Source organism: Flavobacterium sp. Arc2, from assembly GCF_041431385.1.
Lineage (GTDB): Bacteria > Bacteroidota > Bacteroidia > Flavobacteriales > Flavobacteriaceae > Flavobacterium.
In genome coordinates this window covers 84,809-106,952 of sequence record NZ_JASMRH010000013.1, presented here as the reverse complement: position 1 = coordinate 106,952, position 22,144 = coordinate 84,809, and the positions used below count along the sequence as shown (strand labels likewise).

Below are 22,144 nucleotides of genomic sequence, written 5' to 3'. Positions count from 1 at the left end.
GACTGATTTTTCTTTAAAATCAATCTTTTCTATTACACCAAAAATCGACACATTTGCTCAAAAAAAAAACTTCAATAAACAGAATTAACCGTCCTAAGCTTCATACTTCTCTCAAACCAAAATTGATGTTTATTTCGACTTATGAATTCCCCCCGTAAATGTGTGTTTCTAAAGACCGGCATGATGCAACCGCATTTTTAACACTTTACAATCATTGTTAAACAAATAAAAAGATCTAATACAAGCAGTAACCTTATAGCAAAGAAAAAGCCCTTGTTAATTAAAACAAGGACTTTCCATCATATCGGCTTTAGTAAACTATTCTAAGAATCCATAATAGCGAATCTTTACTTTAACATCTCAATTTTATTTATTCTTCAAATAGTAATCTAAAAGGAATGCAGTCGAACTATCATGACCTTTTATTTCTTTCGAATTAAGTTCTTCTAAAATAGAATTCGCTAATTGTTTTCCTAGCTCCACTCCCCATTGATCAAAACTAAATATATTCCAAATAACTCCTTGCACAAAAATCTTGTGTTCGTATAGTGCAATTAAAGATCCTAATGACTTTGGCGTCAATTTTTCAATTAGAATGGTATTAGTAGGCTTATTACCTGCAAAAACTTTAAAAGGCAGTAAGAATTTTGCTCGCTCAGCGTCTAGTCCTTGCTTATCGAATTCAGCCTGTACCTTTTCTGCGGTTTTACCCTGCATTAAAGCTTCCGTTTGTGCAAAGTAATTAGACATCAGTTTATCATGGTGGTCTTCATCACCATACAATGGTTTTACAAATCCAATGAAATCTGAAGGGATTAACTTCGTTCCTTGATGAATTAATTGAAAAAAAGCATGTTGCGCATTAGTCCCCGGTTCTCCCCAAATAATAGTTCCAGTCTCATAATTAACAGGATTTCCGTCTCTACCTACACTTTTACCATTACTTTCCATTGTCCCCTGTTGTAAATAAGGAGCCAGTTTTTGAAGATATTGTGTGTAAGGAATCAAAGCTTCGCTTTCAGCCCCAAAGAAGTTATTATACCAGATACTCAATAAAGCCAGTACAACCGGCATATTTTGATCAAAATCAGCACTGTTAAAATGGTCGTCCATTTCATTTGCACCACTTAACAATTCATCAAAATTATCAAAGCCTACTGCCAAACTGATCGTTAACCCAACGGCGCTCCACAATGAAAAACGACCACCAACCCAGTCCCACATCGGGAATACATTGTCTGGATTAATTCCAAATTCAGTTACTTTTTGAATATTAGTAGACACAGCCACAAAATGTTTGGCTATATCCTCTTGAGTTGTTCCAAATTCCTTAGATAAAAACCACTCTTTGATTGTTTCGGAATTTGTTAATGTTTCTTGGGTTGTAAATGTTTTAGAAACAACAACAAAAAGAGTCGTTTCCGGATTTAGTCTTTTTACGATTTCATTTACATGATCTCCATCTATATTTGAAACAAAATGAACATTTAACTGATTTTTATAAAACTGCAATGCTTCAACAACCATAGCCGGACCTAAATCAGAACCTCCAATACCTATATTTACAATATCAGTAAAAGGTTTCCCACTATATCCCGTTCTTCCTCCTGCAATTATTTCATTTGTAAAAGCTTTTATCTTTCTTTTTACACCATAAATTTCAGGAATTACATTTTCCCCATTTACATTTACTACTGCTAATTCTTTTGCCCTTAAGGCAGTATGAAGTACCGCTCTGTTTTCGGTTTGATTAATGATCTCTCCGCTAAAGTAATCTGAAATCGCCTTTTTCAAACCTACTTCATTTGCCAATTCCAGCAAAAGATCAATGGTTTCTTGATTGATAATATTCTTTGAATAGTCTATTAAAAAATTATTCCATTTCAGGTTAAACTTAGCTGTTCTGGTAACATCCGCCTGAAACATCCCTTGCATAGTAGCATTTTGCATTTCATCAAAGTGCTTTTGCAGTTTTTTCCAGGATTCTGTGTGTGTGGGGTTTATTGTGTTTAAGGCCATTTTTATTTTAATTCAAGTATTAGTTCTATTTTGACAAAAATACTGAAATTAGTTTTAATTGATTAACCCTTTTAATTTTTATCACAATTTAAGAGAAATCAAAAAAAAATTAATTGCCAAAAAAGAAGGGAGCGCAATTATCTATAGTAAATAATTGCGCTCCCTAATAAATCAACCTTTTGATTTATAAATTCCCAATACTGTCTAACTCAAATTTTAATGGCTCAATAGTCTTTAAATAACGGGCTCTATTTGCACTGTTCATTGGTTCTCCTCCTGGTAACTTCAACTTTAAGGCATCTACCTGTTTTCCGTTTTTCCAGAAGCGATAACAAACATGAGGTCCTGTTGCTAAACCCGTACTCCCAACTCTACCAATAACATCTCCTTGATTGACATGTTGACCACGTCGAACCAAAATTTTTGACATGTGTAAATATTGAGTAGAATAGGTACCATTGTGTTTTACCTTCACATAATTACCATTTCCTGCAGTATACCCAGTTCTTTCGACTGTTCCTGAAGCAGTGGTTGTAATTGGCGTACCCGTTGGAGCAGCATAATCAGTTCCTTTATGTGCTTTCCACCTGTGTTGCACTGGATGATATCTATTCATTGTAAACCGCGAAGTCAATCTACTGAATTTAATAGGTGTTTTAAGAAAGAAATTCTTTAACGTTTTTCCGTCCTCATCATAATACCCCACTTTTCCTGAAGCAGGATTTTGAACATAAGGGAAGGCATAAATGATTTTGCCTTTGTATTCAAAAAAAGAAGCTTCCAGATTCTCTACTCCATCATAAATTGAATCATTTATAAATCTTTCCGTAAAAGTAAGAGCAAAGCGGTCGCCCTTTTTTAATTTAAAAAAGTCAATTGACCATGAATATATTTTTGTGATTCTACTTGCTAAAGCTGCCTCTACTCCGGCATTCCCTAAAGTTTCAGATAATGATCCTTTTAGAACACCACCTATAGTCCGTCTTCTGATAGTAATAGGTCTTATTTTCTTATGAGCTACGACTGTGCTATCTCTAAAATCAAAAATATAATAGCTCAAAGCATCTGGTTGATATACAAAAACCTCTAACTTATTTGTTTTGTCTTTTGACCTAAGCATCGTGTATGCTCTGTTAGGCTTAATGTAACGAACATTAAAAGTATCCCTCACACTGTTTACAATCTCAAACATTTTTCGGTTCCCAATGTTCTGTTTGCTTATAATTGTACCAAAAGTATCTCCTCTTTTGATGGTGTCGTGAACGACATTGAATTCAGAATAATTAAACCCAAAATCAGAATCTTCTGCTATTGGTTTAACGGTCTTAATTTTACTTTGTATTTCTGGTTTATTATTGGATTTATTGCAGGATAGTATTACTGTCAATACTATAAAAATTATTACTACTTGCTTCAAACCGTATTTTATTTTTTTAATTTAACTTAAATTTCTACACCCCAGTTCGCTAATTCATCAGCGCTCCATAACTCCGGAAAAAATATCCTTCGCTGGTATTTTGGGTGCATGTATTTCTTCCAGTCACTTCCTCCGGTTGCTTCGCCAGTACCTTTTCCGCTTTGATCAATGTACTTTATAGCCACATTAAGATGTTGCATCACCCAGGTAATATTTACGGTATGATCAAAATGACGCATTGCTTTTACTAACTCAGGGTTTTTCTGGTCACCATCTGGAAGTTGCTTGAATTTCTGCCAGATATTAATAGTGTTATACTCCTCCATGTAATCTAAAAATGACTTTTTGTATTTTCTTTCAAATTCTTCTAACAAGTAGGACTTCTTACCAGTTGCGTAGTCTTTGCCCGCTGCTTGCCAATATAAATGTTCAAAAGCATGTTCGTAAGGCGTATTTCGATCGATAGTCCCTCTGTACCTATTATCGATAAGATTAATCAAATCTGTAGAAGAAAATTCAATCAAACGGTACTGAGCGCTTTGAAAACCACTTGCAGGCGTCAAAGTGTTTCTGAACTTCATATATTGTTCTACTTCCATCCCATTTTCCATAATACTGAAAGAGGTAGTAAGCATGTCAAAATAACGGCTGACTCTCATTAACCTTTCTGTAAAAAAATCTGTTTTGATATTTTCAGCATAGGAAATTTGATTCATCTCCCAAAGAATCATCTTAAATATCAATTCGTTGACCTGATGATACATGATAAAAACCATTTCATCTGGAAGAGTTGTCCTTTGTGTTTGTATATTTAACAAGGCATCGGTCTGGATGTAATCCCAATAGGTAATTGGTTTAGACCAAAGTAACCCTTCTAAGTGCGTTTCTGTTTTTTGGTCTATGGATGCATACTTTTGCTCAATTTCGTTTAAAATAGCTTCTGCATTCTCACTAATTTTCATTATCTTTTTATTTTAAATGGATTGTTTAGTCCTTTAAATGCATCCAAGTCTGCTTTTATTGACCCCACTGCTAAGTCCGCTTTTATTCGAATAGGCAATCTATTATTGTCGTCTGAAATCCAGACTGTTAGACTCTCTTGTTCTTTAAAAACACGACCTGATTGCACCATAGGTTTAAAGATCATAGATGACACAACGCCAAATTTAGTTGTAATATCTTCACGACCTACAAACTTTAACTTAAATTTTGTGGTTTCATCATCAACAAACATATTGATGACAATCGACTCACCTGGATTAATTTTATCAATATTGGGGTAATTTCTCAAATAGTAGAACGCAGATAAAATGTCTTGAGTATTTTTTGGGGTAACAAAAGTTTTTTCGTTTCTGTTTTTATAATCTTTTACCAAAACAGTATTAGCTGATTGGTTAAAAAAACCTTCTTGATTTTTAGTATATCCTCCTTCGTTAATCTTCCTTACATACTGAAGCGGGTTACCAGATTCTTTATCAATATAACTTTCATACAGGTCATCCACTTTGAAAAAAAAGCGAGACATCCCTGTCGTGAATCCTTTGCCAATAACATGATATGTTCTTTTGTTACTTACCACCGCGTCCTTGACTTCTAGTGTAGCATATCCAGCATTTACAATACCATAATGGATGCGGAATTTAAACCATTCACCCACATCGTAAGCATCATCTTTAGGAGAGTCAAAACTTACGGTTAATATCAATAATAAGAATAGTATAAATTTTTTCATAACGTACTTTGTCTATTTATTGATTCGACTTGCAAATTTTGTTCCAAATATATCAAAACAAAAAAACTCAGTCAAATAATGACTGAGTTTTTATGCTATTAACTAACCAAAAAACTATAAATTATGAAATTTATATCAATACGGAAGGAAACCACCCCTTCCATTTTGCGAGTGCAAAGGTATACAACAAAACCACATTTTTTATCAAAAAATAAAGTTTAACATATCATTCACAAAATTACAGCTAGTTCGATAGTTATTTTTTCACATAATGCAAAAAAAACGCATTTCTACAGCGTTCCTCGCAATGCTTGCTCGCGCTCTATAGACTCGAACAAAGCTTTAAAGTTACCCGCCCCAAAGCCTTTAGCACCCATTCTTTGAATAATTTCAAAAAACAAAGTAGGTCTGTCTTGTACTGGTTTTGTGAAGATTTGTAATAAATACCCTTCTTCATCTGCGTCTACCATAATAGCCAACTTTTCTATTTCATTTAAATCCTCTTTCATCATTTTCATGTGGTCTCCCAATCGTTCTGGAATTGCCTGATAATAAGTATGAGGAGGAGCCGACAAAAATTCCACACCTCTAGCTTTCAACTCACTTACTGTTTTAATAATATCATCGGTTGCGATTGCTATATGCTGTATTCCGGGTCCGCCGTAAAAATCAAGATATTCCTCGATTTGTGATTTTTTCTTCCCTTCTGCAGGCTCATTGATAGGGAACTTAATACGACCGTTTCCATTAGACATAACCTTACTCATTAAGGCTGAATATTCTGTATTAATTTGTTTATCATCAAAAGAAAGGAAATTTACAAACCCCATCACATCTTCATAGAACTTAACCCAAGTATTCATTTCATTCCAACCTACATTCCCTACCATGTGGTCAATGTATTTCAATCCGGTAGGTTCTGGGTTGTAATCTGATTTCCATTCTTTATATCCCGGCAAGAAAACACCTTTGTAATTTTTACGCTCCACAAAAATATGAACGGTTTCGCCATAGGTGTAAATCCCAGAACGCACTACTTCACCAAATTCATCTTTTTCAACTGTAGGCTCCATAAAAGAACGAGCGCCACGTTTCATTGTTTCTTCGTAAGCACTAGTTGCATCTTCTACCCAAAGAGCCGCTACTTTCACTCCGTCGCCATGCTTTCTTAAATGCTCATGAATAGGAGAATCTTGAGTTAAAGGTGTCGTCAGAACGATACGTATCTTATCTTGTTTCAACACATAAGAAGTTCGATCTCTTACTCCAGTCTCTAAGCCTGCATAAGCCAATGATTGGTATCCAAAAGCCGTTTTATAATAATGTGCTGATTGTTTTGCGTTTCCTACATAGAATTCTACATAATCAGTTCCCAATAAAGGAAGGAAATCTTGCGCTCCTTCAAATATTTTTTCTAATCCGTATTCTACTGATTTTACTTCTTTTGCCATTTTACTTATTTTTTATAATTCGGTTTTTTATCATTACCGAAAATGTTATTGATTGTTCCAAAGCCTAGCCCTGATGGAAGCAGCATCCTTTGTGTTTTTTCTTTAAAAACAGAAAGATATCGCGTACAGCAGGAAAAAGCTCCTTATACAACTTGATATACTAAGTGAGATTAGTTTGTCACGTTACTCGTAACGACTTACTCAACCCAAGATTTGTAATATTGACCATCGTCGATTCCCATGGCTTCTTCTGTTACCATAAGTGTTCTAAAAGTATCTACCATTACCGCCAACTCGTGCGTTTCCTTATGTCCAATACTACGTTCCATAGCTCCAGGAGCTGGTCCGTGCGGAATCCCTTTTGGGTGCAATGTAATATGACCTTGTTCGATATTATTTCTACTCATAAAATCACCGTCAACGTAATACAAAACCTCATCACTATCTACGTTACTATGATTGTAGGGAGCAGGAATTGCTTTTGGATGGTAATCGTACAACCTTGGTACAAATGAACATATCACAAAAGTAGATGTTTCAAATGTTTGGTGTACTGGTGGCGGTTGATGAACGCGTCCTGTTATAGGTTCGAAATTATGAATGCTGAATCCGTATGGAAAATTGTAGCCATCCCAACCCACTACATCAAAAGGATGCGTGGCATAAACCACTTCATGCATCATTCCTTCTTTTTTAATTTTGATAAGAAAATCTCCTTTTTCGTCGTCAGTTTCCAATTCATTTGGCAAAATAAAATCGCGCTCACAAAATGGTGAATGCTCCAGGTGTTGACCTGATTCATTTTTATAACGTTTTGGCGTATAAATTGGCGCGAAAGACTCGACATATAGCAATCTATTAACTTCCGTTTCAAAATCAATCTGATAGATAATCCCCCTAGGAATAATCAGATAATCTCCGTATTCAAATGGGATATTCCCCATCATGGTGCGCAGTTTCCCTTTCCCTTTGTGAATGAATATCATTTCATCCGCATCGGCGTTTTTATAAAAATACTCGCGTAATGATTTCTTTGGTGCAGCTAGCCCTATAGTACAGTCTTTATTAACAAGCAATGCTTTACGGCTGTCTAGAAAGTCATCTTCGGCTTTTAAATCAAACCCTTTTAACAATAAGGACTTAATGTTTTTACCAATGGCAATTTTAGGCTCGACAGAATAGCTTTTAATGATTTCTTTTACCTGTGTAGGTCGGTGAACATGGTACATCAATGCAGAATTCCCGTGAAAACCTTCTGTTCCAAATAGTTGCTCGTAATAAAAACCCCCTTCAGGTTTTTCAAATTGTGTGTGTCTTTTTTGAGGGAAAGTCCCCAATTTATGATATAATGGCATGATTATTTATTTATAAGTTTAACAGTTTAAAGTAGAGATTACTTTATAACGCACTAAGTTAAATCAAAAAATAGTTACTCATTCAGGATTTCTCTTGATGAGGAATTGAAGATAATCCAATAAACCTAGCCATTTAGTTTTCATTATAACAAATATCGGAATTTTTATTGATATAGATTAAATTTAAAATAAAAATCCAACACTAAACCATGTATATCCTTTCTTAACTTCTGGAGACCAGGTATGTTTAATTTCTATTGGACCGATAATGGTTTCTAAACCGTACCCTACTGCATAACCTGAATATTTTGGCAGCGACACCCAACCAACGGACTCAAACATTCTATCTCCCAAGTTGGCGAAATTTGCAGAAAAATTCAAATGGTTTTTTTTATAAAACTCATAATCAATAGTCCCTGTCGACTTGACATAACTATTAGCTGCTAAACTTAAAAAATCATAACCATAAAAATGCCTGAAATTATTGATTTGATTGTAGCCATACCCTCCCAAAACAAAATTAAAAAAGCTAACGCTGTCATTTCCAAATGAAAATCCAGCTTCTGTTTGAATTTTAATCGTAGTGTTTTTAAAGATTGTTGTAGCAAATCCAAAATCAGTTTTTGCAATCGAAAATTGGTTAAACGTATCTGTGTAGTCCGATGAAACTAAAAAAGACTGTATGTCTCCAGAAAAATACCATCCTTTTTTAGGAAAAAACTTGTTATCAAATGAATCATAATTCAAATACCCAAAAAGACTTAAATAATTACTTTTGTCAATCACAGGATTGCTATTAGCCAATGTTCCTGAATTAATTTTCAGAAATTTATACTCTAACCCTCCACCTATAAGAAATTTTTGCACAAATAAAGATTGGAAATAAATCTGGTTTGTCACATCCGAAAAATCAACATTAATTGAACTTACACCTAAGTCTTGAAAATCTAAAATACTGAATTCACTGGTTATATTTTTATTGAACTGATTGAAATAGGATTTAAATCCAAAACTTAGATTGTAACCATTTTCAATATAATAGCCAAAATTATATCTGAAGTTATCGCCAAGTGCAATATCCAGCGATGCAACATCATTTTTAAACAATGTTTTTTTACGAGTTAAGTTTACTAAGACAGCACTTTTAAACAAACCATCATAATGCAAGCCAAATTTTAAATAGGATTTTGTTTTATTCTCTTTTAAAATAAGATTCAAATCATCCTTCTCATCGATTGGATTCAGCGTATAATTAATAGTTCTAAAATTTTCTGTCGCATTAATATTATTTATCCCTGCTTCTAACTGCTTATATGTGATTTTAGTTTTGGGCTTAAATCTTAATTTCCCAATCACATAATCTTTAGTATAATTATCTAACTCATCGCAATTTATATTGTCAATGCACAAACTATCTGTTGAAATTTTTAATTTTGGTTTTTGATATTTATTTGAATCGCCCACAAGCGCTTCTATTTTTTCATACACTGCAAAAGTAGCTTCCTCGCCTTTTATAATAATCTCCTTCCCTTTATCAAATGAAATAACTCCATAATCTTTAATATCAGGTTTGATGTATATATCTGTTTTCGAAATACTTTCCTTCATTTTTTCTATCGAATGAAGGTTTGTGATTTGAACCAAAATCTTAGTGGCATCTTTAAGGGAATTTCTATCTCTTAAATCATCTTGTACATCTACACCAATGATTATATCTGCACCAAGCTTTTTTACTTCATCGATAGGGTAATTATTAGTCACTCCGCCGTCTACTAGGAGTTTACCATCTATTTCTACTGGAGAAAATAAGGATGGAAATGCGGAGGTGGCAATCATGGCCTGCGCCAGATTTCCTTTATTTAATAAAACCTCTTTTCCCGTTTCAATATCAGTAGCGATGCATAAAAAAGGAATTGGCAATTTATTAAAATCCCTCACATGCCTTACATGTCTTGTTATTCTGCTTAATAGATTAAAATTATACATTCCCTTAGAAAGGGCCTCCGGTATTCCTATTTTAAATTTATTAAATGGTAGTACGAGAGCGTACAGTTCATCATTCTTTTTTTCATAAAAATTCTTGGAAGACCTTGGAATAAAATCACTTATTAATTCATCAAAATTAGTGGATTGAAATATCGAATCAATCTGAGACGCAGTGTATCCCGAAGCATAAAGCCCTCCAACAACGGCTCCCATACTTGTTCCACCAATATAATCAATTTTCAAGCCTGCTTCCTCAAGCACTTTCAAAACCCCTATGTGAGCAAAACCTTTGGCACCACCACCGCTTAAAACCAAGCCTATTTTTGGTCTGTTCTTTTCTTGGGAAAACAAATTCAAACAACTCAATAAAACAAAAAGTAAAAGGATCTGTTTTTTCATAAAAAGCATGGGATATTTATTGGTAGTACTCTTTGTTAAATTATTATTTCGCTTAAGGTCATTCAGTTACCATTTTGTAAAAGTCGACTATTTTTTTGGCTTTTGAACCACCTATCACATCAGAAATTTCCTTTTCGGTTGCTAATTTCAGTCTTTTAACACTTTTAAAATGTTGTATTAATGCTAACATTGTTTTTTCGCCAATCCCAGGAATGGATTCTATTGAAGAATTTAGCGCCGCTTTACTCCTTTGATCCCTATGATGTGTAATACCAAATCGATGCGCTTCATTTCGCAATTGCTGAATTACTTTCAACGTCTCTGATTTTTTATCTAGATACAAAGGAACTGAATCTCCCGGGTAGAACAATTCTTCTAACCTCTTAGCTATACCAATTATTGCTATTTTTCCTCTCAGCCCTAAATCATCTATACTTTTTAACGCTGCCGAAAGCTGTCCTTTTCCACCGTCAATAATTATTAACTGCGGTAAAGGCTGCTTTTCATCCAATAGCCTTTTGTAACGTCGATACACTACTTCGGTCATTGACGCAAAATCATCTGGTCCTTCAACCGTTTTTATATTAAAATGACGATAGTCTTTCTTACTAGGTTTACCATCTTTAAACACGACACAAGCAGCAACTGGATTTGTCCCTTGAATATTTGAGTTGTCAAAGCATTCAATATGCCTTGGTTCAAATGACAATCGCAGGTCTTTTTTCATTTGCGCCATAATCCTATTAGTATGCCTATCAGGATCTACAATTTGCAATTGCTTTAACTGTTCGATTCTATAAAATTTTGCATTTCGAATAGAAAGGTCCAAAATTTGTTTTTTATCTCCTAATTGTGGTACCGTCACTTTTAAATTTTCACCCAAATCAACTGAAAAAGGAACAATTACTTCCCTAGATAATAATTGGAAACGTTCTCGGAGTTCGATTATCGCCAACTCTAATAATTCAGCATCGGTTTCCTCTAGTTTTTTCTTGATTTCCATAGTATGAGATCGAATAATCGAACCATGTGAAATTTGTAAAAAATTTACATAAGCGGCGCTTTCGTCAGAAACAATGGAGAACACATCGATATTAGTGATTTTAGGGTTTACGATTGTGGAGCGTGATTGATAATTCTCAAGCACTTCTATTTTTTCTTTTATTTTCTGCGCTTCTTCAAAATGCATATTTTGAGCTAAATCCATCATCACCCTTTTGAAGTCTTTCATACTTTCTTTGAAATTTCCTTTTAGTATTTCTCGAATGGCATCCACTTGTTTTTGATAATCTTCAAGGGATTCATGCCCTTCACAAGGTCCTTTACAATTCCCGATGTGATATTCCAGACAAACCTTAAACTTCCCACTTTCTATATTTGACTTACTTAAATCATAATTACATGTCCGCAATGGATAAAGCTCTTTTATCAACTCTAGAATCGTATTCACCGTTTTAAAACTAGTGTATGGACCAAAATACTCCGAGCCATCCTTCACCACTCTCCTAGTGGAAAAAATTCGGGAAAAAGGCTCCTTTTTTATGCACAGCCAAGGGTAGCTTTTATCGTCGCGCAACAATACATTGTAACGCGGTTGCAAGGTTTTTATAAGATTATTTTCTAACAGTAGCGCATCTGTTTCTGTAGGAACAACAATATGCTTTATAGTTACAATCTTTTTTACCAATACATTCGTTTTGGCAACATCATGAATTTTATTGAAATAGGAAGAAACTCTTTTTTTTAGATTCTTGGCTTTCCCCACATACAATATTTTTCCGTCCTTATCATAATATTGATATACACCAGGACCATCAGGTAATGTTTGTATTTGAAGCGCTAGAGTTGGGTTTTGCATTATTATGTTATTTCACAAAGATACATCTTGATTCGGCGAGATGCATATCCATTTTTATTACTTTGAGGTTATTTATCTATTTAAGTCCAAATTTACGAATTACAAATAATAATTTCTAATTTTGGTTTTTTAATACATCATGAAAAACATCAAACCCATTATCATTTTAGGAGAATCCATTTTGCCAGGCGAGAGCAAAACAATCGATATGGAAATTGCCAAACTACATAACACTGGCGAACTAAAAATTCCAATAATAATTCATCGTTCTAAAATCGATGGCCCCACTGTTCTTTTTTCAGCGGGAATTCATGGTGATGAAATCAATGGTATTGAGATCGTTCGCCAACTTATCACTAAGAAAATTAACATCCCGAAAAAAGGAACAATCATATGCATTCCCATAATAAATATGTTTGGTTTCCTTAACAAAAGCAGAAAATTTCCCGATGGCAGGGACTTGAATCGCGTTTTTCCAGGGAGCAAGAATGGCTCTCTTGCTAGTCGCTTCGCCTATCACACGCTTACTGAAATTATGCCTTTAATTGATTACGCAGTTGACTTTCATGCAGGGGGTGCCAGCCGATTCAATGCTCCTCAGATTCGACTTGCTCCAAATAATCCGGAATTAATAACATTAGCAAATGCCTTTAATGCTCCGTTTACTTTATTTTCTAAAAACGTTCCCGGTTCGTTCAGGAATGCAAGCCACAAATTGAACGTGAAAATGTTGCTTTTTGAAGGAGGAAAATCCCTTAATATTAATGAGTCTGTTACAGATGCTGGGGTACAAGGTACAAAACGCCTTTTAAGCCATCTTGATATGTTAGATTCGAAACATAGTATTGAGGAAACAGAATCGGAAACTATTTATATTGAAAAATCGTCTTGGATACGAGCACAATGTTCTGGTTTATTACATGATAATGGCTGCATAGGCCGTTATGTGCAAAAAGGAACTCTTCTTGCTATCATTACGGATCCTTTTGGAGAGTTTGAGCGAACGGTAAACGCACCGAATGAGGGCTACATCATCAATGCAAACCTTTCTCCCATTGTCTATCAAGGCGATGCGATTTACCACATCTCAAAAACAATTAGGAATGCAAAGTAATAAAAAGGAATTACGCTCGAAGTATAAGGCGCTAAGGAGTCAATTGACTGACATCGACATAGAGACCATGAGTTTAGCTATTACTAATCAGTTGCTCGCATTGCCTATTTGGGAAAAGACATATTTCCATATTTTTCTGCCCATTACGGAACAAAAAGAAGTCGACACCGAATTAATCCTGCACTTACTTTCTGGGAAAGATAAAGAAATAATCATTTCAAAAGCAGATTTCGAAACTCGAAAGATGACCCATTTCCTTTTGACTGACAACACAAAAATAAAGAAAAACGAATATAACATTCCAGAACCCGTTGACGGAATCGAAGTTCCTTCTAATAAAATTGAAGTCGTTTTTATACCGTTATTGGCTTACGACAAACAAGGTCATCGTGTGGGCTACGGCAAAGGTTTCTACGATCGATTTTTAGGAGAATGCGCCCCGGAAACTATTAAAATTGGACTCTCATTTTTTGAACCTGAAGCGTCAATTAACGATACTCATGAAGACGATATTTGTATGGATTATTGCATCAGTCCAAAAAACAGCTACAACTTCGAACAATAACACCTAATTTCGCAGTCTAAAAAATATTTTAACTTATGAAAGTTACTAAAACTTCAAAATTTGTTATGACCGTTATGGTTATCCTCTTTACTATATCATTGTCAAGTTGTAGCTTCAGAACTACAACAAACAAGTCAAATTATAAAGCAAAAAGAATTCCACCTGGGCAAGCCAAAAAAATTAATGGCAGTAAAAGCGCAAAATATTATGCACCGGGGCATAATAAAAAATAAAAAAAAGACCAATTCAATTCTGAATTGGTCTTTTTTTTATCTGACTTTTGAAGTCTAACTCTTATGAAAAGCTTTTTTATTGAAAAATATTAATATCCCTACACCTGTCGAAATAGCCATATCAGCTATATTAAAGATGGCATTGAAGAAAGTAAAATCATTCCCGCCCCAAATAGGCAACCAGTTAGGCAGGGTTCCATGCCAGAATGGAAAATAAAACATATCAACTACTTTACCATGAAAATAGGTTCCATAAGGTTGATCTGAAAATAGAGTAGCTAATTGAGAGTGGCTATCGTCAAAAATAACACCATAAAAAACAGAGTCAATTATATTTCCAAAAGCTCCTGCCAGTATTAATGCAATAGCTACAACCAAGTAATTTGAACTGTGCTTCTTCTCAACAGAATCCCATAACCAATACCCAATTCCACCAACAGCAACTAACCTAAATAACGTTAGAATTAATTTACCGTAAGTCCCAGGGATTTCAGTACCCCATGCCATCCCTTCGTTTTCAATGAATAGAATTTTGAACCATCTAAAAACTTCCACTTCTTCTCCTAATACAAAATTAGTTTTGATATATATTTTCGAAACTTGATCAACGATTAATATAATGAAGATAAGTAGATACGCTTTTCGTAATGACATTTTATAAATTTTAAGTGGCGCAAAAGTAGTTAAATTCTAAAAAATAAATTCCAAATCCCAATAATTTTATAAGTTATTATTGGAATTTGGAATTTTACTATTGAAAATTTAAATTTCTTAGCGTTGCGAGTTTTTAGCTTCGATACTCATGGTAGCATGAGGAACAATTTTTAGTCGCTCTTTACTAATTAGCTTACCTGTAACTCTACATATACCGTATGTTTTATTCTCTACGCGGAATAATGCATTTTTTAAATCACGAATAAATTTCTCCTGACGGATCGCTAATTGTGAATTTGCTTCTTTAGACATAGACTCACTACCTTCCTCAAATGCTTTGAATGTAGGTGAAGTATCATCAGTTCCGTTATTCAAATCATTCATGTAAGCACTTTTTATCAAATCTAGATCGAATTGCGCTTTTTGAATTTTATTTAGGATTATCTCTTTGAACTCTGCCAAATCAGCGTCAGAATATCTTGTTGGTGTCTCTACCATAATCTAATTATTAGTAATTGTTATTTTTGTTTTTATCTCGTCAAATTCAATTTCAACTCCATCACTTATGTTATCTTCAAAAACTAATTCTTCTGTTAATGTTTCTGACTTAATATAATCAACATTTGGCATTACCGCCTCTTCAAGAGTTTCATTTTTTTGCAAATGTACTTTTATTTTATCCGTCACTTCAAATCCCGAATCCTTTCTGATATTTTGAATTCTGTTGACTAACTCTCTTGCAATTCCTTCCTTTTTCAATTCTGGAGAAATAACAATGTCAAGCGCAACCGTTATTCCGTTAGAATTAGCTACCAACCATCCTTCAATATCTTGGGACGAAATCTCTACATCTTCTATTGTTAAAGTTATGCTTTTTCCTGCAATAACCACTTCTAACGTTCCGTCGCTTTCCAATTGATTGATTTTTTCGGCAGAAAAACTCTGTATCTCCTTGGAAATCAAGCCCATATCTTTACCAAAACGTGGCCCTAACGTCTTGAAATTTGGCTTAATCTGCTTCACTAAAACCCCAGAGGCATCATCTAAAAATAAGATTTCTTTAACATTTACCTCTGCCTTTATGAGGTCGGAAACAGCTTCAATTTCAAGTCTTTGCCTCTCGTCAAGTACTGGAATCATTACCTTTTGCAAGGGCTGACGTACCTTAATCATTTCCTTTTTACGGAGTGATAAAACTAATGACGAGATAGTCTGCGCTTTCTGCATTTTACTCTCTAACATTTTATTAACAAAGTTTTCAACGTGTTTTGGAAACTCTGCCAAATGTACGCTGTCAAATTTTTCTGACTGTGTTGCTAAGGTTAAATCTCTGTAAAGCTTATCCATGAAGAAAGGTGCAATAGGCGCTCCTAATTTACTTATCGTCAATAAACAAGTATACAACGTTTGATAAGCTGCAATTTTATCTTGGGCATACTCCCCTTTCCAAAAACGTCTTCTGCATAAACGAACGTACCAGTTACTTAAATTTTCTTGTACGAAATCAGAAATAGCGCGAGCTGCTTTTGTAGGCTCATAATCGGCATAGAAACCATCTACATCCTTTATCAAGGTATTCAATTCTGAAATAATCCATTGGTCAATTTCAGGTCTTTCATTTAATGGAATTTCAGCTTCCTCATATTTAAACCCGTCTATGTTTGCGTACAAACTAAAGAACGAATAGGTATTGTATAAGGTTCCAAAGAACTTTCTACGAACCTCAGCGATTCCTTCAAGGTCAAATTTTAAATTATCCCAAGGATTTGCATTCGATATCATATACCATCTTGTAGCATCCGGACCGTATTCAGCTAATGTTTCAAAAGGATCTGCTGCATTTCCTAAACGTTTGGACATTTTTTGTCCATTTTTGTCTAGGACTAATCCATTTGAAACTACATTTTTATAAGCTACTTTATCAAAAACCAAAGTCGCAATTGCATGTAAAGTATAAAACCATCCACGGGTTTGATCCACGCCTTCAGCAATAAAATCAGCTGGGAAATCTTTATTCTCGTCAATTTTATCTTTATTTTCAAAAGGATAATGCCATTGTGCATAAGGCATAGATCCACTGTCAAACCAAACGTCAATCAAATCAGCTTCACGCTTCATTGGTTTCCCAGAAGCAGAAACCAAAGTAATTTCATCGACTACATTTTTATGTAAATCAATTAAATCATAGTTTTCTTCATCCATATTCCCAATTTCGAATCCTTTGAAAGGGTTTTCTTTTTGGAATCCGGCTTGAATTGACTTTTCTATTTCGTTATACAATTCTCCTACTGAACCTATTAAAACTTCTTCTTGTTTGTCTTCTGTTCTCCAGATTGGCAGTGGAATTCCCCAAAACCTGGAACGAGATAAGTTCCAGTCATTGGCATTTTTTATCCAGTTTCCAAAACGTCCTTCTCCTGTCGATTTTGGCTTCCAGTTAATCGTTTCGTTTAAGTCAAACATTCTGTCTCTTACCTCAGTGATTTTTATAAACCAAGAGTCAAGCGGATAATATAGAATAGGTTTGTCTGTTCTCCAGCAATGCGGGTAACTGTGGACATATTTCTCTACTTTAAATGCTTTGTTTTCTTCTTTTAAACGAATCGCAAGTTCTACATCAATAGAACGATCTGGCGCTTCGCCATCGTCGTAATATTCATTTTTTACATATTTACCAGCATACTCACCCATGTGTGAGGTGAATTTCCCTTGTAAGTCTACTAAAGGAACTGGAGTACCACTTTCATCCAAAACCAATAATGGCGGAATTTCTGGTGTTGCTTCTTTCGCCACTTTTGCATCATCTGCTCCAAAAGTAGGTGCCGTATGTACAATTCCTGTTCCGTCCTCAATGGTAACAAAATCTCCTGAAATTACTCTAAAAGCATTTTCTGCGTTTTGATAAGGCAATGCGAATGGCAACAATTGCTCGTAACGAATCCCAACTAAATCAGCTCCTTTGCATTCTGCAAGGATCTGGTATGGAATTTTTTTATCTCCTTCTTTGAAATTTTCAAAGTCAGCAAGATCTTGACTTTCATAAAATCCTTTCCCAAATTGTTTTCCAACTAAGTTTTTAGCTAAAACGACATTGGTTAAAGAAAATGTATATTGATTGAACGTTTTTACTAAAACATATTCAATTTTTGGACCAACAGTCAAAGCTGTATTAGATGGTAAAGTCCAAGGCGTTGTTGTCCAAGCCAAGAAATAAACCTCATCAAGATCTAAAACTGATAATTTATAATGCTGTAGATTTTTTGAACTGATATAATCATAAAACTTAGAACACAATAGTTCTCTTGATGATTCTAAAACTTTGAATTGAGCCACAACAGTAGTATCCGTTACATCACGGTAACTTCCTGGTTGATTCACCTCATGAGAACTCAATCCTGTCCCTGCTTTTGGAGAATATGGCTGAATAGTGTAGCCCTTGTACATCAAATCTTTATTATAGATTTGTTTGAGCAACCACCAAACGGTCTCCATATACTTAGGCTTATAAGTCACATACGGATCTTCCATATCTACCCAATAGCCCATTTTTTCGGTCAAATCATTCCAAACATCCGTATAACGCATTACGGTTTTTTTACAAGCCTCGTTATATTCTTCGATGGAAATAGACTTTCCTATATCTTCTTTTGTAATACCTAATTCTTTCTCGGTACCTAATTCCACAGGCAATCCGTGAGTATCCCAACCTGCTTTACGCTTAACTTGAAACCCTTTTTGTGTTTTATATCTGCAAAAAATATCTTTGATAGCTCGTGCCATTACATGGTGAATTCCCGGTAATCCATTTGCCGAAGGCGGACCTTCAAAAAATACGAAAGGAGTATTCCCTTCACGTGTAGTCACACTTTTCTCAAAGATGTTTTCTTTTTTCCAAAAATCTAGTACTTCTGATGCTACAGTTGGTAAGTCAAGTCCTTTGTATTCAGTAAATTTTGTGCTCATTTTATCCTTTTCTTTAATCGAAGTGCGAAAGTAAGGAATTTTCAATAATTAAACACGGATTTCATGAATTGACGCAGATTTTGTTTATTAAGCCGATTTAATCCCTATAAATTCTTATAAATCTACTGTTTTAGCTACTGTTTTTCATCATCATCTAACTCGAAAAATTCATTAACGGCTTTACCAAATAACATTGATAATTTTAAGACTAACAGATTTGATGGCACCCACCTGTTCTTTTAAATACAAAACAGAATTTAATCTGAAATTTTCAGCTTTAAGAAAAAACCTCCTTTAAAACATCAAGGGATTTCGGCTTTTTAAAGCCGTCAAGATGAAAACTGTAGTAATCGATCAGGATTTTAAGCACAATTTGTCTTTCAATAACATGAAAGATTTTTTGGTCATTGTCAAATCGCAAAGCGATAAGTTTTTTAAACAAATTTGACTCATGCTCAGTCAAGGAACTAATAGCATGAAAGGGAGTAAAAATACCGTTAGTCATTTCAAAAAAAGGCATGTCCATATCGGAGGTATCCGGATAAAAACCTAAATATTTAGTAGTTTCCAGCATTAAAATTAAATGAAAATTGGCTGTTTCATCTTGGTTATCAAGCCAAAGCAACGCAGCTTCTAGAAATTCAAAAAGCGACTCGTTTTTTTCTTCTTCATGGATCGAATGATGTAAAACTTCAGAAATAAACATCACAATGGTACTCTTATAAATATCGGAGTGGATCGTTTGAAAAGGTGTGCTTAGTTTTATTTCTTTAAAGCTCTCTAGCGTACCTTTGTTCTTATGCACTGCTTCTATTTCGAGAATAGACAACGGTTGAAAATAAGCAATTTTTTGGTTGGATTTTCGCCCAGAAAAAGCATCACGAACCAAATAAGACTTTAACCCATGCGATAGTGTAAAACATTTCACAATCAAGCTTTTTTCTTGGAATTTTAGTGATGAAAGCACTATAGCTTTTGTTTTAACCTGCATTACTTTTTGTTTTAAATTTAAAGTTTAAGCCTTTAAAAACCCCGAACTCATAACCGCAAAAAATCATCTGATAATCATTACTTTCTTCACTTTGGTTTCCACTCCGTCTTGCGCTGATATGAAAATCATATACACCCCAGAAGACACCTTGTATTTCCCAAAAGCAGTTGTATCCCATTCTAAAGTACCTCCTTCAGAAATCGCTTCATATACTAAATTACCAGCAATATCCGTGATTTTTACATTTGCTTTATTAATCAATCCAGCAATTTTTACCGTTCCGTCATAGTTAGGTCGCACTGGATTGGGGTAAACATAAGCATTCGTTAAATCTTCACTTGCTGTTGTTGCAATACCTTTAAACGAAATCATTCCCTTAGCCGTGGCTATAAAAACTTCACCAGTTGTACTATTGATATCGATGTCATTAATAACATTACTAGGCAAAGGAGAATTGCTTATCGTAAAATGATACTTCGTCTCCTGACCATTCGCTGAAACCATAAACAAACCAGAATCAGCGGTACCTATCCATTTATTGTTCGCTCCATCCACTGCAATATCCGTGATAAATTGCTCATAAAGTAATTCTTGTGCAAGATTATCATCTAATATAATTATTGAATTCGTCGTTAGTTGATCTCCTGTTTGGAAATTCCCAACGTTAGACAATACGCGCAGCCCTTTTATTGTCCCTATCCACAGTTGGTTTCTGTTATCTATAGCCAAAGCTCTAGCATCTGAAGCTGGTAGATTTCCTGAATCAGTGCCTATTGTGATTTTTTTGAATGTGTTATTACTTTCGTTAAAACCAACGACACCATCTCTATTTGTTGCCATCCATTTAGTACCGTTTTTATCAATGACCATTCTACCAAAACTATTATCCTCACTAGCATCTAATATATTTTCTGTCGAATAACTCTGCCACTCCCCACTGGTTTTTAACACTTTTAATCCGTTTTTTACTCGGCTATTTGTAACCCAAAGAGCTCCATTTTTATCAAATGCAGCCCCATTTATTCGCACATCAATATAACTCGGACCTGCAAATGTTATTGATTCCAGGCCACTATTGGTTTCATTATATAAAAACGTTGGCTTCTCTTCTTCTATTTTTAGCAATCCTGAAAAGAATGAACTAGCATACACTTCCTCCTCTTTATTAGGATTGACCGTTATTCTACATATTGATTTTGCACCTAAAACCGATTTATAAGGAATATTTAACCATCCAGCCTGACTAAATTTACTAATCCCATAACTATCTAATCCATAAGGATTATAAGCAGAATCGTAGTCTCCATAAACTGCCCACAAAGAACTTGAGGTAGCTTGAAAGGCAAAAATATTATTTCTAGACGGCCCCATAGGCGTTGTGTTTTCAAAAGCAGAAACCGCAGAGATTGTTGTGGTTAGCAAGCCATTTTCTTTTGTTCCAATGTAAATCACATCATTAATACTGGTAGCACAACTGAAAACAGGACTATAATCGGGAATTTGATTGTTATTTATCTGACGTATTAAAGTCAATTGCGTATTATATATGTAAACAGCGGCGGTAGTAGTCACTATTAAATAGGAACTATTAGCCCTAGTATCCACTGCAGGCTCTGGTAGTGTCGTCAACCCAATAAACGAATTTATACCTGCATTATATTTATGTATATTTCCTAAACTATTAACTGCGATCAATTCCGTTCCAAAAGACACCACGCTTAACCAACTCCCTACCGCAATCACTTCCCATTGCTTGTAGTCATTTAAGTTTTTACTTGAAATCGATGCACGACGAATGCCGTTCTCTGTCGCAGCATAAATAAACCCGTTATGGATAGCCGTTTGTCTAACACTTATTTCTGCACCAACATCTCCAATGAAATAAGTATCCCCAAAAAGCATATTCTTTAAATTAAATTGGACAATACCAAAATCACAAGAGACATAGACAATACCCTCCAATTCAGTGAAATGATTCACTTTTTTCATGTTTGCAGGAAGCTGTTTGTTGATAATATCAACTACTTTCAACATACTGCCATCAGATTCATTAATTACGATTATCAGTCCGTTTTCATAACCAACCACCGTTTTATTAAAAACAGAACTATAATATAAAGAACTTATTGTTTGCCCGGAAAGTCCATCAACCGTATTGGTTGTTTTGATTTGGCTATCAATTGTGTTTTGAGAAAACAAAGCGTTTTCTGAGGCGGCAAAAATTGTGGTAGACGAGGCTGAAATATCCTTAATCTCATTGTATGAAAAATAGCCCTGCCATAACAAATTGTTTTGAGAAAAACCCATTTGTGTGAGTAGCAAAATCAGAAAGCTATAAAATATTTTTTTCATTATAGGTGCACTTATAATTCACAAATATAGTACAAACGAAAGTATTCGGTTTTTG

General features: G+C 34.6%; 16 protein-coding genes. 3 read left to right on the top strand and 13 right to left on the bottom strand.

What is annotated here, in order from left to right; all coding sequences use genetic code 11:
- Window positions 1-366: 366 nt before the first annotated feature.
- The 8 genes from pgi to uvrC form a co-directional block, all read right to left on the bottom strand.
- A complete protein-coding gene (gene pgi, locus QO182_RS10855) occupies window positions 367-2,019 on the bottom strand; it encodes a glucose-6-phosphate isomerase (protein ID WP_371561618.1) in 1,653 nt (550 codons plus the stop codon).
- 184 nt (window positions 2,020-2,203) lie between these two features.
- Window positions 2,204-3,436 carry a peptidoglycan DD-metalloendopeptidase family protein gene (locus QO182_RS10850; RefSeq protein ID WP_371561616.1) on the bottom strand — a complete coding sequence of 411 codons (1,233 nt, stop codon included), beginning with the start codon at window positions 3,434-3,436 and terminating at the stop codon, window positions 2,204-2,206.
- 26 nt (window positions 3,437-3,462) lie between these two features.
- Complete coding sequence (locus QO182_RS10845; protein ID WP_371561615.1) at window positions 3,463-4,398, bottom strand: tryptophan 2,3-dioxygenase family protein; 936 nt, start codon at window positions 4,396-4,398, stop codon at window positions 3,463-3,465.
- On the bottom strand, window positions 4,398-5,168 hold the full coding sequence (locus tag QO182_RS10840; protein ID WP_371561612.1) for a DUF3108 domain-containing protein: 771 nt from the start codon (window positions 5,166-5,168) through the stop codon (window positions 4,398-4,400). The genes QO182_RS10845 and QO182_RS10840 overlap by 1 nt, the downstream gene beginning before the upstream one ends.
- Before the next feature lie 290 nt (window positions 5,169-5,458).
- Entirely contained in the window at window positions 5,459-6,619 is a 1,161-nt protein-coding gene (gene hppD, locus QO182_RS10835; protein ID WP_371561610.1) for a 4-hydroxyphenylpyruvate dioxygenase, read from the bottom strand.
- A 197-nt stretch (window positions 6,620-6,816) separates the two neighbouring features.
- Window positions 6,817-7,974, bottom strand: coding sequence for a homogentisate 1,2-dioxygenase (locus QO182_RS10830; protein ID WP_371561608.1), 1,158 nt, complete (start codon window positions 7,972-7,974; stop codon window positions 6,817-6,819).
- 183 nt (window positions 7,975-8,157) lie between these two features.
- A complete protein-coding gene (locus QO182_RS10825; protein WP_371561606.1) occupies window positions 8,158-10,359 on the bottom strand; it encodes a patatin-like phospholipase family protein in 2,202 nt (733 codons plus the stop codon).
- 58 nt (window positions 10,360-10,417) lie between these two features.
- Window positions 10,418-12,217 (bottom strand): excinuclease ABC subunit UvrC, encoded by a 1,800-nt coding sequence (gene uvrC / locus QO182_RS10820; RefSeq protein ID WP_371561604.1) that lies wholly within the window; start codon window positions 12,215-12,217, stop codon window positions 10,418-10,420.
- Between the two features lie 139 nt (window positions 12,218-12,356).
- On the opposite strand from uvrC, the gene QO182_RS10815 reads away from it, so the two are divergent.
- From QO182_RS10815 to QO182_RS10805, 3 genes are read left to right on the top strand one after another with little or no spacing between them, the layout of a single operon-like run.
- Entirely contained in the window at window positions 12,357-13,331 is a 975-nt protein-coding gene (locus QO182_RS10815; RefSeq protein WP_371561602.1) for a succinylglutamate desuccinylase/aspartoacylase family protein, read from the top strand.
- Window positions 13,321-13,896: a 5-formyltetrahydrofolate cyclo-ligase gene (locus tag QO182_RS10810; protein ID WP_371561600.1), complete on the top strand. Its 576-nt coding sequence runs from the start codon at window positions 13,321-13,323 to the stop codon at window positions 13,894-13,896. Before QO182_RS10815 ends, QO182_RS10810 begins: the two co-directional genes overlap by 11 nt.
- 35 nt (window positions 13,897-13,931) lie before the next feature.
- Window positions 13,932-14,129 (top strand): hypothetical protein, encoded by a 198-nt coding sequence (locus QO182_RS10805; RefSeq protein WP_371561598.1) that lies wholly within the window; start codon window positions 13,932-13,934, stop codon window positions 14,127-14,129.
- A gap of 54 nt (window positions 14,130-14,183) precedes the next feature.
- On the opposite strand, the gene QO182_RS10800 is transcribed toward QO182_RS10805, so the two are convergent.
- The 5 genes from QO182_RS10800 to QO182_RS10780 form a co-directional block, all read right to left on the bottom strand.
- A complete protein-coding gene (locus QO182_RS10800) occupies window positions 14,184-14,783 on the bottom strand; it encodes a lipoprotein signal peptidase (RefSeq protein WP_371537593.1) in 600 nt (199 codons plus the stop codon).
- A 117-nt stretch (window positions 14,784-14,900) separates the two neighbouring features.
- Entirely contained in the window at window positions 14,901-15,281 is a 381-nt protein-coding gene (locus QO182_RS10795; protein ID WP_371561596.1) for a TraR/DksA family transcriptional regulator, read from the bottom strand.
- A 3-nt stretch (window positions 15,282-15,284) separates the two neighbouring features.
- Window positions 15,285-18,746 carry an isoleucine--tRNA ligase gene (ileS, locus tag QO182_RS10790; RefSeq protein WP_371561594.1) on the bottom strand — a complete coding sequence of 1,154 codons (3,462 nt, stop codon included), beginning with the start codon at window positions 18,744-18,746 and terminating at the stop codon, window positions 15,285-15,287.
- Between the two features lie 277 nt (window positions 18,747-19,023).
- A complete protein-coding gene (gene recO / locus QO182_RS10785) occupies window positions 19,024-19,737 on the bottom strand; it encodes a DNA repair protein RecO (protein ID WP_371561592.1) in 714 nt (237 codons plus the stop codon).
- A gap of 63 nt (window positions 19,738-19,800) precedes the next feature.
- On the bottom strand, window positions 19,801-22,089 hold the full coding sequence (locus QO182_RS10780) for a T9SS type A sorting domain-containing protein (RefSeq protein WP_371561590.1): 2,289 nt from the start codon (window positions 22,087-22,089) through the stop codon (window positions 19,801-19,803).
- Window positions 22,090-22,144 lie beyond the last annotated feature (55 nt).

Excerpts from the sequence above, each read along its gene's own strand:
- pgi (WP_371561618.1), bottom strand. The coding sequence starts at position 2,019 with ATGGCCTTAAACACAATAAACCCCACACACACAGAATCCTGGAAAAAA.
- QO182_RS10845 (WP_371561615.1), bottom strand. The coding sequence starts at position 4,398 with ATGAAAATTAGTGAGAATGCAGAAGCTATTTTAAACGAAATTGAGCAA.
- QO182_RS10840 (WP_371561612.1), bottom strand. The coding sequence starts at position 5,168 with ATGAAAAAATTTATACTATTCTTATTATTGATATTAACCGTAAGTTTT.
- hppD (WP_371561610.1), bottom strand. The coding sequence starts at position 6,619 with ATGGCAAAAGAAGTAAAATCAGTAGAATACGGATTAGAAAAAATATTT.
- QO182_RS10830 (WP_371561608.1), bottom strand. The coding sequence starts at position 7,974 with ATGCCATTATATCATAAATTGGGGACTTTCCCTCAAAAAAGACACACA.
- QO182_RS10825 (WP_371561606.1), bottom strand. The coding sequence starts at position 10,359 with ATGAAAAAACAGATCCTTTTACTTTTTGTTTTATTGAGTTGTTTGAAT.
- uvrC (WP_371561604.1), bottom strand. The coding sequence starts at position 12,217 with ATGCAAAACCCAACTCTAGCGCTTCAAATACAAACATTACCTGATGGT.
- QO182_RS10815 (WP_371561602.1), top strand. The coding sequence starts at position 12,357 with ATGAAAAACATCAAACCCATTATCATTTTAGGAGAATCCATTTTGCCA.
- QO182_RS10810 (WP_371561600.1), top strand. The coding sequence starts at position 13,321 with ATGCAAAGTAATAAAAAGGAATTACGCTCGAAGTATAAGGCGCTAAGG.
- QO182_RS10805 (WP_371561598.1), top strand. The coding sequence starts at position 13,932 with ATGAAAGTTACTAAAACTTCAAAATTTGTTATGACCGTTATGGTTATC.
- QO182_RS10800 (WP_371537593.1), bottom strand. The coding sequence starts at position 14,783 with ATGTCATTACGAAAAGCGTATCTACTTATCTTCATTATATTAATCGTT.
- QO182_RS10795 (WP_371561596.1), bottom strand. The coding sequence starts at position 15,281 with ATGGTAGAGACACCAACAAGATATTCTGACGCTGATTTGGCAGAGTTC.
- ileS (WP_371561594.1), bottom strand. The coding sequence starts at position 18,746 with ATGAGCACAAAATTTACTGAATACAAAGGACTTGACTTACCAACTGTA.
- recO (WP_371561592.1), bottom strand. The coding sequence starts at position 19,737 with ATGCAGGTTAAAACAAAAGCTATAGTGCTTTCATCACTAAAATTCCAA.
- QO182_RS10780 (WP_371561590.1), bottom strand. The coding sequence starts at position 22,089 with ATGAAAAAAATATTTTATAGCTTTCTGATTTTGCTACTCACACAAATG.